This is a genomic window from Anaeromyxobacter diazotrophicus (assembly GCF_013340205.1).
Taxonomy (GTDB): Bacteria; Myxococcota; Myxococcia; order Myxococcales; family Anaeromyxobacteraceae; genus Anaeromyxobacter_A; species Anaeromyxobacter_A diazotrophicus.
Map to the genome: position 1 here is coordinate 469,298 of NZ_BJTG01000003.1, position 13,020 is coordinate 482,317.

The following is a 13,020-nucleotide window of genomic DNA, read 5'->3' on the forward strand; positions in this document are numbered from 1 at the left end:
CTCCGGCGCGGGGCCGGGCGGTGGCGAGGGTCTTCGTAGCGGGTCGGTCTGACAGCGGAGCTCACTTGGCCAGAGCCCGTCGCGAGGCACACGATGCCGTCGGCGAGCCGGGCACACGACGACGGAGCAGCGGAGGCGTGCCTGAAAGGCACGTCGAGCAGCGGACGGAGGAGTCTGCCCGGCGCAGCCAGGCAGCGTGCGCCGCAGCAGGGATCAGGCCAAGTGGGCTTCGCTATGAAAGCCCGCCGGGTCAGGCGCGCGCCGCCAGCTGACGGAGCACGTACGGCAGGATGCCGCCGTGGCGGAAGTACTCCACCTCGACCGGCGTGTCGATGCGCAGCGTGAGCGGCACCCGCTCCTCGCGCCCGTCCCGGCGGTGGACGACGAGCGTCACCTGCTGGCGCGGCGCGAGCGCGCCCTCGACGCCGAGGAGGTCGTACACCTCCGTACCGTCGAGCCCGAGGCTCTCCGCCGAGACGCCCTCCGCGAACTGGCAGGGGAGCACGCCCATCCCCACCAGGTTCGAGCGGTGGATGCGCTCGAAGGAGCGGGCGACGACGGCCCTCACCCCGAGCAGCCGCGTGCCCTTGGCGGCCCAGTCGCGCGAGCTGCCGGTGCCGTACTCCTGCCCGGCCAGCACCACGAGCGGCACGCCCTCCCGCTCGTAGAGGAGCGCGGCCTCGTGGATGGAGAGCTGCCGCCCGTCCGGCTGGTGCACGGTCACGCCGCCCTCGACCCCCGGCACCATCAGGTTCTTGATCCGCACGTTGGCGAAGGTGCCGCGCACCATCACCTCGTGGTTGCCGCGCCGGGCGCCGTAGGAGTTGAAGTCCTGCACCGGCACCCCCTGCTCCTGCAGGTAGCGGCCGGCGGGCGAGCTCGGCTTGATCGAGCCGGCGGGGCTGATGTGGTCGGTCGTGACCGACTCGCCGAAGATGGCGAGCGCCCGCGCGCCGCGGAGCGCGCCGGGGGCGGCGGGCTCCTTCGAGAACGGGAGGAAGTAGGGCGGCTCGCGGACGTAGGTGCTCTGCGCGTCCCAGGCGTAGGTCTCGCCGGAGGGCGCGGGCAGCGCGTTCCAGGCGGCGCTCTGCGACTGGACGTCGTGGTAGTTGCGCCGGTACTCGGCCGGATCGCTGGCGGCGAAGAGGACCGCCTGCACCTCCTCCTCCGAGGGCCACACGTCGCGCAGGTAGACGTCCTTCCCGTCCTTCCCCTGGCCGAGCGGCTCCCGCGTGAGGTCGCGCGCGACGTCGCCGGCGAGGGCGAAGGCCACCACCAGCGGCGGGCTCATGAGGAAGTTCGCCTTCACCGCCTGGTGGATGCGCGCCTCGAAGTTGCGGTTGCCGGAGAGCACCGCCGCGCAGACGAGGTCGTGCTTCGCGAGCACCTGCTCGATGCGGGGGTCGAGCGGGCCCGAGTTGCCGATGCAGGTGGTGCAGCCGTAGCCCACCACGTCGAAGCCGAGCTTCGCGAGCGGCGCGAGGAGCCCGGTCTTCTCGAGGTAGCTCGTGACCACCCGCGAGCCGGGGGCGAGCGAGGTCTTCACGGTGGGCTTCACGCGCAGGCCGCGCTCGACCGCCTTCTTCGCGAGGAGCCCCGCCGCCAGCATCACGCTGGGGTTCGAGGTGTTGGTGCAGCTCGTGATGGCCGCGATGACGACGTCGCCGTGGCCGAGCGCGATGTCGGCGGTGGCGAGGCGCGCCTGCCCGGAGGCGCCGGCCACCCGATCGGGCGTGGGCCGGTTGTTCATCATCTCCAGCTCGGTGAGCGGGTTCGTGTTCATCACGCTGAGGCGGGTGGGCGCGGTGTGCGGCTCCTGGAGCCCGCCGCCGGGCTGCGTCCCGTTCGCCTCCTCGCCGCGGTACCGCTGCCCGAGCTCGGAGGCCGGCCGGGCGAAGCCGCCCTGGGCGGTGAGCAGCGAGGTGAAGCGCTCCTTCAGCGCGGCGAGCGGCACCCGGTCCTGCGGCCGCTTCGGGCCCGCCACCGACGGCTCCACCGAGGCGAGGTCGAGGTCGACCACCTGCGAGTAGTCGCACGCGCCCTGGCGCGGGGTGCCGAACAGCCCCTGCGCCTCGTAGTAGGCGCGGATGAGCCGCACCTGCTCGGCGGGCCGGCCCGTCGCCTCGAAGTAGCGCAGGGTCTGCTCGTCCACCGGGAAGAGGCCCAGCGTGGCGCCGTACTCGGGCGCCATGTTGGCGATGGTGGCGCGCATCGGCGCGGGCAGGGCGGCCGCGCCCTCGCCGTGGAACTCGACGAACTTCCCCACCACCTTGGTCCGGCGGAGCAGCTCGGTGACGGTGAGGACGAGGTCGGTGCCGGTGACGCCGGCGCGCAGCGCGCCGTGGAGGTGGACGCCCACCACGTCCGGCGTGAGGAAGGCGGAGGGCTGGCCCAGCATGGCCGCCTCGGCCTCGATGCCGCCCACGCCCCAGCCCACGATGCCGAGGCCGTTGATCATGGTGGTGTGCGAGTCGGTGCCGACGAGCGTGTCCGGGTAGAGCACCCCGCCCTGCTCCAGCACGCCCCGCGCCAGGTACTCGAGGTTCACCTGGTGGCAGATGCCGAGCCCGGGGGGCACGATGCGGAAGGTCTCGAAGGCCTGCGTCCCCCACTTCAGGAACTCGTACCGCTGCCGGTTGCGGTGGAACTCCATCTCCACGTTGCGCTCGAGCGCGTCGGGGGAGCCGAACGCGTCCACCTGCACCGAGTGGTCGATGACCAGGTCCACCGGCACGCGCGGCTCGACGCGCCGCGGGTCCTGCCCCAGCCGCGCCATGGCGGAGCGCATCGCGGCCAGGTCGACGAGGAGCGGCACGCCGGTGAAGTCCTGCAGGAGGACGCGCCCGACGACGAACGGCACCTCGCGCGTGCGCGGCGCGTCCGGCTGCCACCCGGCCAGCGCCCGGACGTCCTCCTCGCGGACCCGGTGCCCGTCGCAGTTGCGCGCCAGGGACTCGAGCACGATCCGGATCGAGACCGGCAGCCGCCCCATGGCGCCGAACCCCTGCTGCTCCAGCGCCGCCAGCGCGTGGTAGCGCGCCCGCTTGCCGCCGCCGAGCTCGAGCTCCCTCTGCGTGCCCAACCGGTCTTCCATGTCGCTCCTCCGGCGCTGTTCCTTACGACGGCGGCGCGGCGGCGCAACGCGCGGCGGGGGCGGCCGGATGCCGCGGCGCCGGCCCGCGCTACGCGACCCAGTAGAAGCGGCTCCAGGCGAAGAACAGCAGCGCCTGGGCGAAGGTGAACAGGATCACCACCGCGCGGTCGACCGCCTCGCGCTCGCCGGCCTTCGCCAGCGGGATGAACGCGGGGAAGACCACCGCCAGGAAGCGCGTCGCCGACATGAGCGTGCCGGAGAGCAGGACCGGCGCGAGCGAGAGGAGCGCGAAGGCCGCCAGCGCCCAGCGCCGCAGCGCGAGGAGCGCCAGGCCGAGCGCGAGGAAGAGGACCGCCCCCGCGAGCTCGAGCGGGCCCATCTTCGGGTGGAAGGCGGCGGGCTCGAGGAGGGTGCGCCAGGGCGCGGCCACCGCCCGGTGCCAGGCGGCCTGGGCGTGGAAGAGCGCCAGCGGGTCGCCGGTGAGGAGCGCCAGGTGGACCGCGTGCGCCAGGAGCCCGGCCGGCGCCGCGGTGATCGCCAGCGCGTCCCAGCGCACGGCGCGGAGGCGCCACCCGCGCTGCGACAGGTAGAGGAGGCCGAGCGCGGGGGCGACCAGGATCCCCGACGCGCGGGTGAGCCCGAGCAGGAGGCCGGTTGCGGCGGCCCAGGCCCAGCGCTCGCGCTGCGCGAGCCAGAAGGTGCCGGCGGCGAGCGCCAGGTAGAGCGACTCGGTGTAGGCGCAGGAGAGGAAGAAGCCGGCCGGGAAGAGGAGCAGGTAGAGCGCCGTCCGGCGCGCGAGCCGCTCGTCGGAGAACGCGTCGCGCACCACCAGGTAGACGAGCGCCAGGCCGAGGAGGGCGCAGGCGTTCGCGAGCGCCACCGCCACGAGATAGGGCCCGGCCTCGCCGGCCCGGGCGGCGGGCGGGAGGAGCGCCGTCCCGGCGCGCACCAGCCAGGAGTAGAGCGGGAAGAAGGCCAGGTTCGACTGCTCGCGCAGCAGCTCGGCGGGCGGCCGGTAGCCGTGCCGCGCCAGGTCGAGATACCAGGCGGTGTCGTACCGCCCCCACACGTCGAGGGCGAGCCAGGGGAGGCGCGACCAGCCGCGCGCCGCGCCGGTGGGATCGAAGTAGGTCCAGCTCGGCGCGAACTGCGCCGCGAACCAGGCGACGAGCAGGAGCCCGGCCCGCGTGAGCAGGAAGGGGTAGAGGACGGCCGCGGCGAGCGCGGCGCCGGGTCCTCGCGCGTCGGGAGGCCGTCCAGGCACAGGCGCGTTCTACACCGCCGCGCCTCGGCGCGCCCCTGGGCTCACGCACCGTGAAAAACTGCGCATTCCGGCAGGGTTCTTTGGGCTGTGGCTTGACGCCGATCAAACGGTTTGGCGCGGGGAGCGCTAGGCTGGACCCCTCGAGTCCATGGGCCGCGCCGGGTCGCGCGGAGGAGGCAGGTCGTGAGACGAGTCGTGCAGGACGTGGTGCGGGTCCTGGCGCTGGCGGCGCTGTGCGCCCGGCCCGCGCTGGCGAGCGAGGCCGCGCCGGCGCCCGCAGCGCGGCCGCCGCCGGAGAAGCCGGGCCAGTTCCAGGCCGAGCCGCCGCCCTTCACGCCCGGGATCTTCCCCTGCACCCAGTGCCACACCACCCCCGGCGACAGGACCCGCCGGGAGCTGGGCTTCCACGACGACATCCACTTCGAGCACGACGCCGAGCACCGGTGGTGCCTCGACTGTCACTCCAACGAGAACCGCGACGTGCTCCACCTCTCGAACGGGGATCCGGTGCCCTTCACCGAGTCCTACCGGCTGTGCGGGCAGTGCCACGGCGACAAGTACCGCGACTGGCGGGTGGGGGTGCACGGGAAGCGGGTCGGCCAGTGGAACGGCCAGAAGACCTACTTCCTGTGCGTGAACTGCCACAACCCGCACTCGCCCCGCTTCAAGCCCCTCACGCCCGAGCCGCGCCCCGCGCGGCCGGAGGAGATGCGCCGATGAGCGGCGAGCGAAGGACCCCGCAGAGCCTCCCGGTCCTCCCGGAGGCGCCGGCTGACCCGGGGCGGCGCAGCTTCATGCGGACGGCGGCCGCCGGCGCCGCCGTGGCGGCGCTCTCCGGCTGCGGGCTGGAGGACTTCTTCCGCAAGAGCTTCCGCGAGCTCTCGAAGGGCGACGTGCAGAAGGTGCTCGCCAGCCTGGAGCGGAAGCACAGCGCGAAGTACGGCCGGGCGGTGACCGTCTCCGGCGCGCCGGCGCAGCCCGGGGTCGAGTTCGGCTACGGGCTCGACCTCTCGCGCTGCGTCGGCTGCCGCCGGTGCGTCTACGCGTGCGTGAAGGAGAACAACCAGAGCCGCAAGAACCCCCAGATCCACTGGATCCGGGTGCTCGAGATGGACAAGGCGCGCGGCGTGGACCTCGCCCACGCCGAGGTCTACTACGAGGCCGACCAGGTGCCGCGGCCCGGCCACTTCTACATGCCGGTGCAGTGCCAGCAGTGCCGGAACCCGCCCTGCGTGAAGGTGTGCCCGGTGCAGGCGACGTGGAAGGAGCCGGACGGCATCGTGGTCGTCGACTACGACTGGTGCATCGGCTGCCGCTGCTGCATGTCGGCCTGTCCGTACGGCGCGCGCCACTTCAACTGGGCCGAGCCGACGCTGCCGAAGGAGGAGCTGAACCCGGTCACCCACTACCTGGGCAACCGGCCCCGGCCGAAGGGCGTGGTCGAGAAGTGCACCTTCTGCATCCAGCGCACGCGCGCCGGCCGCTACCCGGCCTGCGTCGAGGTGTGCCCGGTGGGCGCGCGCAAGTTCGGGAACCTCCTCGACCCGGAGAGCGAGATCCGGCGCGTGATGGACACCAAGCGCGTCTTCGTCTTCAAGGAGGAGCTCGCGACGCACCCGCAGTTCTATTACTTCTACGCCACGTGAACGGAGCGACGGCCCCATGAGCGGAATCCTCGGCTTCCTGCGCGGGTGCGCGCGGCTCGTCGCGCGCGGCAACCGCGCCTACTACGCCTGGCTGGGCGTGCTGGCGGCGGCCATCCTGATCGGGCTCCTCGCCTACGCCCACCAGTTCCGCACCGGCCTCATCGCGACGAACATGCGGGACCAGGTGAGCTGGGCCTTCTACGTGGGCAACTTCACCTTCCTCGTCGGGGTGGCGGCGGCGGCGGTGCTGCTCGTCATCCCCGCCTACGTGTACGAGTGGGAGCCCATCAAGGAGGTGGTGATCCTGGGCGAGCTGCTCGCCGTCAGCGCCATCACCATGTGCCTGCTCTTCATCCTGGTGGACATGGGGCGCCCGGATCGCTTCCTCCACATCCTGCCGCTGCTCGGCTCGCCCAACTGGCCACACTCGATGCTGACCTGGGACGCGCTGGTGCTGAACGGCTACCTGGCGCTCAACCTCACGGTCGTGGTCCACATCCTCTACAAGGGCTACCGCGGCGAGCACTACAACCGGAAGCTCATCGTCCCGCTCGTCCTCGCCTCGATCCCGGGCGCCGTCTCCATCCACACCGTGACGGCCTTCCTCTACAACGGGATGGCGGCGCGGCCCTTCTGGAACGCGTCGATCCTCGCCCCGCGCTTCATCGCCTCGGCCTTCTGCTCGGGGCCCGCGGTCATGATCATCCTCTTCCAGATCCTCCGGAAGACCACCCGCATCGCCGTGAAGGACGAGGCCATCTTCAAGGTCGCCGAGCTCATGGCGTACGCCATGTTCGTGAACCTGTTCCTGCTCGGCGCCGAGGTGTTCAAGGAGTACTACTCCGCCACCGAGCACCTGCTCTACACGCAGTACCTCTGGAGCGGCATCGGGCCGCACCGCGCGCTGGTGCCGTTCGCCTGGCTGGCGCTCGCCTGCAGCGTCTCGGCCTTCCTGCTCTTCCTCGTCCCGCGCACGCGCCGGAACTTCGTCACCCTCAACGCAGGGTGCGTCCTCATCTGGGCGGGCGTCTACATCGAGAAGGGGATGGGGCTCGTCATCCCCGGCATGACCCCCGACACGCTCGGCGAGATCTACGAGTACCGGCCCACCGCCACCGAGTGGGCCATCGCGGCCGGCATCTTCGGCGTCGGCTTCCTCGTCTTCACGGTGCTGGTCAAGGTGGCGGTGCCCATCATGACCGGCACGTTCCAGGCTCCCGACCGCGCGGCGGATCACCCCTCGCCAGGGAAGTCCGCCGCCGTGGCCTGAGCCGCCCACGCGCACCGCGTCACCCAGGAGACCCGCATGAACCGCATCGTCGCCTCCCTCGCCATCTGCCTCGCCGTCGCCGTGGCCGCGCCCGCCCGCGCGGCCGAGGACGGCAAGGCCCTCTTCGCGCAGAAGTGCGCGAGCTGCCACGGCCCCGACGGCAAGGGCCAGACGCCCATGGGCAAGAAGCTCGGCGCCAAGGACCTCACCCACGAGGACAAGGAGCCGCTCGACGAGATCGTGAAGGACATCGAGAACGGCAAGCCGCCCAAGATGCTGGCGTACAAGGGGAAGCTCACCCCCGAGCAGATCAAGGCCGTCGCCACCTATATCAAGGGCGGCCTGAAGTAGCCTGCCGGGCCGGAGGAGCGCCCGCGAGATGCCCGTCCCGACCGATCTGTACCGGCCCTCGCTGGCGCTCCTCACCGACTTCTACGAGCTCACCATGGCGGCGGCCGCCTGGAAGAGCGGCATCGCCGGGGAGGAGGCGGTCTTCACGCTCTCCTTCCGCAAGAACCCCTTCGAGGGCGGCTTCACGCTGGCGGCGGGCCTCGAGTCGGTCATCGACCACGTCTCCCGCCACCGCTTCGACGCGAGCGACCTCGCCTACCTCGCCGAGCAGCGCGACGGGCACGGGAAGCCGCTCTTCGAGCCGGGCTTCCTCGAGTACCTGGGGCGGCTCGAGCTGGCGGTGGACGTCGACGCGGTGCCGGAGGGCACCGCCGTCTTCCCCTGGGAGCCGGTGCTGCGCGTCCGCGGGCCGGTCATCCCGTGCATGCTGCTCGAGACCCCGCTGCTCACGCTGGTGAACTTCCAGACGCTCATCGCCACCAAGGCGGCGCGGGTCTGCCTGGCGGCGGGCGGCGCGCCGGTGCTCGAGTTCGGGGCGCGGCGGGCGCAGGGCTTCGACGGCGCGCTCTCCGCCTCGCGCGCCGCCTACCTCGGCGGCTGTGCCGGCACCTCCAACGTCCTCGCCGGGAAGCTGTTCGGGATCCCGGTGAAGGGCACGCACGCCCACGCGTGGGTCATGCTGTTCGACGACGAGCGCGAGGCGTTCCGGGCCTACGCCGGCGCGATGCCGGGGAACTGCGTGCTGCTCGTCGACACCTACGACTCGCTGGCGGGGGTCGAGCGCGCCATCGAGACCGGCCGCTGGCTGCGCGAGCACGGGGGCGAGCTGGCCGGCATCCGCCTCGACTCCGGCGACCTGGCCTGGCTCTCCCAGGAGGCGCGGCGGCGCCTCGACGCGGCGGGGTTCGAGCGCACCGCCATCATGGCGTCGAACGAGCTCGACGAGCACATCATCGTCAGCCTGCGCGACCAGGGCGCGTGCATCGCGGCCTGGGGGGTGGGGACGCGGCTCGTCACCGGCGCCGACGACGGGGCGCTGGGCGGCGTCTACAAGCTCGGCGCCGTGCGGCGCGGCGGCGGGCCCTGGCAGCACCGGGTGAAGCTCTCCGAGCAGTCGTCCAAGACGAGCGTGCCGGGCGTGCTGCAGGTGCGCCGCTTCCGCCACGACGGCGTCTACCTGGCCGACTGCATCTACGACGAGCTGACCGGGCTGCCGGCGGCGCCGACCATCGTCGACCCGACCGACCATACCCGGCGCCGCGAGATCCCGGCCGGCACCCCGGGGGAGGACCTCCTCGCGCCCATCTTCCGGGGCGGGCGGCTGGTCTACGCGCCGCCCGCGCTGGAGGAGGCGCGCCGGCACGCCGCGCGCGAGCTCGCCGCGCTCCACGCCGGGGTGAAGCGGTTCGTGTACCCGCACCAGTTCCCGGCCGGGCTGGAGCGGAACCTGTTCGACCTGCGCACGCGCCTCGTCCTGGAGGCGCGCGGGCTGCCCGCGGCCTGACGCCGCGCGAGAGGGGGAGCCGCATGCCGAACGAGCTGGTCCGCCCCGGCGCGCTGCGGCCGGGCGACACGGTGGCCCTCTTCTCCCCGTCCTCCGGGCTCGCCGCGCGCTTCCCGCGGGCGTACGAGCAGGGCGTGGCGGTGCTGCGGCAGGAGCTCGGGCTCGAGGTGCGCGCCCTCCCGACGGCCCGCGCCGACCAGGCGTGGCTGCGCGCCAACCCGCGCGCCCGCGCGGACGACCTGCACCGCGCCTTCCGCGATCCGGAGATCCGGGCCGTGCTCGCCACCGCCGGCGGCGAGGACGTGGTGCGCCTGCTGCCCTTCGTCGACCAGACGGTGTTCCAGACCTGTCCCAAGATCCTGATGGCGACCTCGGACGCGACGCCGCTCCTGGCGCTCGCGCACCAGGCCGGCCTCGTCACCTTCCACGGCCCGAGCGTCATGTCCGGGCTCGCCCAGGCGCGCGGCCTCCCCACCGCCTTCCTGACCCACGTCCGCGCCATGCTCTTCGAGGGGCGCGAGAGCTACGAGTACCACCCGTACGGCAGCTACCTCGAGCGCGACCCCGAGCGCGCCAGCGACGCGGAGCTGCCGCGGCTCCGGCGCGACGAGCGCGGCTGGCGGGTGGTGCAGGGCGCCGGCCGGGTGCGCGGGCGGCTCTTCGGCGGCGGGCTCGAGGCGCTGGAGCTGGTGAAGGGGACGCCCTGGTGGCCGGCCCCCTCCTTCTTCGACGGGAAGGTGCTGTTCCTCGAGATCTCGAAGGTGCTGCCCGGGCCGGAGGCGGTCCGGAGGACGCTGCGCGGCTACGGGGTGGCGGGGCTCTTCGACCGGATCGCGGGCCTGCTGGTGGGGCGGCCGCGCGGCTACGACGAGGGGCAGCGCGACGCGCTGGAGAAGGACCTGGTCGAGGTCGTGGCGGGGGACTTCGGGCGCCGCGATCTGCCCATCGTCACCCACGTGGACTTCGGTCGCACGGACCCACAGCTGATCGTCCCGCTGGGCGGCCTGGTCGAGATCGACTGCCAGGCGCGGCGGCTCTGGCTGGCGGAGGCGGCGGTGGCGAGGCCGGCCCGCTAGGCGCGCCGCGGCCGGCTCGGCCGGCCGACGCAGCGCGGCGTCGTCCCCCGTCGTAGGGCGCGGGGAGACCGGCACCCACCACGTGGACCCGGCACTGTCGGTGTGACAGGGGACGGGGAAGCCCCTTGTCAGGGCCGGTGCCGTCTGCCACCATCCACGCTCTGTGACTGTCACGAAAAGTCACGATCACTTCGCCTCCGGAGGTTTCATGTCCCGTCGCGCCCTTCCGTTCGCGGGCTCCGCCGCCGCGCTGCTGCTGGCCGCCTGCTCCGGCCAGCCGGTGCGGCCCACCATCGCCGCCCCGGAGTGCCCGGGGCCGGCCTGGACCTGCTTCCAGTCGGGGCCGTGCCCCTTCGCCGAGTGGAAGGACAGCCTGTGCGCGGTCGGGACCGCCGACTCGATCTCGTCCCAGAGCCTGGGCATCGAGGCGGCCAAGACCCGCGCCCGCCGCGAGATGGGGGCAGTGCTGAAGTCGCAGGTCGACGGGTTCACCCGCATCACGCAGGACAGCCTCTCGAAGGCCGGGGCGGGCGAGGACTCGACGCAGAAGGTGGGCGACCTGGCGCAGAACGTCGTCGAGCAGACGCTCCACGGCGTGTCCGTCCCGCGCACCTGGTACAGCCCCGACAGCAAGGTCTACTACGCCATCGCGGTCGTCGACGCGTCCACCTTCGCCAGCGCGCTCAAGGGCATGCGCGACGCGAAGGGGCTCTCCGACGCGATGAAGGAGGAGATCGACCGCCGGGCCGACGGCATCGCCAAGGACTGGGCGGCCGAGCGCGACCGGAAGAACGGCGTCGCCCACCCGTAGCCCGCCCAGCGCCCCACCGCGGAGACCTCATGCTCGCACGCCCCCTCAAGCTCGCCGCCACCCTTTTCCTCTGCGCCGGCTGCGCCACCACCCAGGTGCGCCGCATGGACGTGAACGAGGTGAAGGACCTGAGCGGCCGGTGGAACGACACCGACTCCCGGCTGGTGGCGGAGGAGATGATCGAGGACAGCCTCACGCGCCCGTGGCTCGCGAACGCGCAGGCGCGCAAGGGGGCCGCCCCGACCGTCATCGTCCAGACGGTCCGGAACAACAGCATGGAGCACATCAACACCGAGACCTTCGTGGAGGACCTGCAGCGCGCGCTCATCAACTCGGGCCGCGTGCAGTTCGTGGCCAGCGCGTCCGAGCGCGGCGAGCTGCGGATGGAGCGGGCCGACCAGGACCTCAACGCCTCGGACGCGACGCGCAAGGCGCACGGGCAGGAGTCGGGCGCCGACTACGCGCTCTCCGGCACGATCAACTCGGTCCGCGACCGCGACGGTGGCGAGTCGGTCGTGCTGTACCAGGTGAACCTCAAGCTGCTCGACCTGAAGTCGAACCAGATCGTCTGGAACGGACAGAAGAAGATCAAGAAGAACGTCGCGCGCGCCTCGGCGTCGTTCTAGCCCGTCACCTGGGGGAACACATGATCGGCAAGCGCTGGAGTGGGGCCTGCCTGGCCTGGGCAGCCCTGGTGGTCGTCGCTTGCGCGGGGCCGTCCCGCGCGCACAAGCTGGAGCTGAACGCCAAGATCGCGGCCAAGGACTGGGCCGGCGCCGAGGCGCAGCTCGAGGCCGGCAAGGACAGCCAGTACGGCGACAACAACTCGGTCCTGTTCTGGCTCGACAAGGCCGCCGTGCTGCACGACGCCGGGCGCTTCCAGGAGAGCGACGCGCTGCTCGACCTGGCCGAGCAGAAGCTCGACGCGCTCTACACCCAGAGCATCAGCCGCGCCGCCGGCACCTTCTTCGTCAACGACAACACGGACGAGTACCGGGGCGAGCCGCACGAGCGCGCGCTCCTCCACGTGCTGCGGGCCCTCAACTACGCCTACCAGGATCAGAACGAGGGGGCGGTGGTGGAGGCGCGGAAGGTGAGCGAGTTCCTCACCGAGCTGGGCGACAAGCTCGGGGCGAAGGACGTGTACCGCGGCGACGCCTTCGCCGAGTACCTCGCCGCGCTCCTGTTCGAGGACGGCGGCCGGGCCGACGACGCCCGCATCTCCATCGCGAGCGCCCGCGAGCACTACGGGTGGTACACCGAGCGCTACGGGACCCCCGAGCCGATCCTCGACCCCGGGGTCGGCACGCCCGGCGACGGCGAGCTGGTCCTGCTCCACTACAACGGCGTCGCGCCCCGCCGCGTGTCGCAGACCATCCAGGTGGCCTGGAACGACGCCATGGCGGTGGTGAACGCCAGCGCCCAGGACGAGGACAACGCGGAGGCGAAGAACGCGCTCGTCGCGGGCGTGTCCGCCGACGCGGTGACGGTGGCGTTCCCGGCGCAGATCCAGGACCCATTCCGCGTCCGCGCCTCGGAGATCGAGGTGGATGGGGTGAAGGCCCGGACCGTCCTCATGGAGGACATCGCCGCCATCTCCACCAAGGCGCTGGAGGACCGCAACGCCGCCATCCGCGCCCGCGCCGTGGCGCGCGCCACGCTCAAGTTCATCGCCGCCAAGGTGGCCGAGGAGACGACGAAGCAGCAGCTCGGCCAGGGGTGGGGCATGCTGGCCGGCATGGTGGCGCGCGCCGCCTCCGCCGCCACCGAGGTGGCCGACACCCGCTGCTGGGGCACCCTGCCGGCGGAGATCCGCATGGCCCGCCTGCGGCTGCCCGCCGGCCACCACCTCGTGAACGTGAGCTACCTCGACGAGAACGGCGCCGTGGTCGGGGTCGAGACGCTCGAGGTCGACACCAAGCCCGGCAAGCGCACCTGGGCGCACGTCCGGTCGGCCATCTAGGGCCGCGCCGCGGAGGGGCCCGGGCCGCGCGCTCGAGGCGT

At 72.7% G+C, this 13,020-nt stretch carries 11 protein-coding genes; 9 read left to right on the plus strand and 2 right to left on the minus strand.

What is annotated here, in order from left to right:
• Positions 1–250: 250 nt before the first annotated feature.
• On the minus strand, positions 251–3,094 hold the full coding sequence (locus HWY08_RS08110; protein ID WP_176064342.1) for an aconitate hydratase: 2,844 nt from the start codon (positions 3,092–3,094) through the stop codon (positions 251–253).
• An 88-nt stretch (positions 3,095–3,182) separates the two neighbouring features.
• A complete protein-coding gene (locus HWY08_RS08115; RefSeq protein ID WP_176064343.1) occupies positions 3,183–4,358 on the minus strand; it encodes a mannosyltransferase family protein in 1,176 nt (391 codons plus the stop codon).
• Between the two features lie 183 nt (positions 4,359–4,541).
• Here HWY08_RS08115 and HWY08_RS08120 point away from each other — a divergent pair, with 183 nt between their 5' ends.
• From HWY08_RS08120 to HWY08_RS08160, 9 genes are all read left to right on the plus strand, one after another.
• A complete protein-coding gene (locus HWY08_RS08120) occupies positions 4,542–5,078 on the plus strand; it encodes a hypothetical protein (protein ID WP_235969520.1) in 537 nt (178 codons plus the stop codon).
• Positions 5,075–6,004: a 4Fe-4S dicluster domain-containing protein gene (locus tag HWY08_RS08125; protein ID WP_176064344.1), complete on the plus strand. Its 930-nt coding sequence runs from the start codon at positions 5,075–5,077 to the stop codon at positions 6,002–6,004. The genes HWY08_RS08120 and HWY08_RS08125 overlap by 4 nt, the downstream gene beginning before the upstream one ends.
• 16 nt (positions 6,005–6,020) lie before the next feature.
• Positions 6,021–7,274: a sulfate reduction electron transfer complex DsrMKJOP subunit DsrP gene (gene dsrP, locus HWY08_RS08130; RefSeq protein ID WP_176064345.1), complete on the plus strand. Its 1,254-nt coding sequence runs from the start codon at positions 6,021–6,023 to the stop codon at positions 7,272–7,274.
• A 36-nt stretch (positions 7,275–7,310) separates the two neighbouring features.
• Entirely contained in the window at positions 7,311–7,625 is a 315-nt protein-coding gene (locus HWY08_RS08135; RefSeq protein WP_176064346.1) for a c-type cytochrome, read from the plus strand.
• A 28-nt stretch (positions 7,626–7,653) separates the two neighbouring features.
• Positions 7,654–9,129, plus strand: a complete 1,476-nt coding sequence (locus tag HWY08_RS08140; protein ID WP_176064347.1) for a nicotinate phosphoribosyltransferase — start codon at positions 7,654–7,656, stop codon at positions 9,127–9,129.
• 23 nt (positions 9,130–9,152) lie between these two features.
• On the plus strand, positions 9,153–10,205 hold the full coding sequence (locus HWY08_RS08145; protein WP_176064348.1) for a S66 family peptidase: 1,053 nt from the start codon (positions 9,153–9,155) through the stop codon (positions 10,203–10,205).
• A 208-nt stretch (positions 10,206–10,413) separates the two neighbouring features.
• Positions 10,414–11,016 carry an LPP20 family lipoprotein gene (locus HWY08_RS08150; protein WP_176064349.1) on the plus strand — a complete coding sequence of 201 codons (603 nt, stop codon included), beginning with the start codon at positions 10,414–10,416 and terminating at the stop codon, positions 11,014–11,016.
• Positions 11,017–11,045: 29 nt separating this feature from the next.
• On the plus strand, positions 11,046–11,642 hold the full coding sequence (locus HWY08_RS08155) for a penicillin-binding protein activator LpoB (protein ID WP_176064350.1): 597 nt from the start codon (positions 11,046–11,048) through the stop codon (positions 11,640–11,642).
• 20 nt (positions 11,643–11,662) lie between these two features.
• Complete coding sequence (locus HWY08_RS08160; protein ID WP_176064351.1) at positions 11,663–12,979, plus strand: COG3014 family protein; 1,317 nt, start codon at positions 11,663–11,665, stop codon at positions 12,977–12,979.
• Positions 12,980–13,020: the final 41 nt, after the last annotated feature.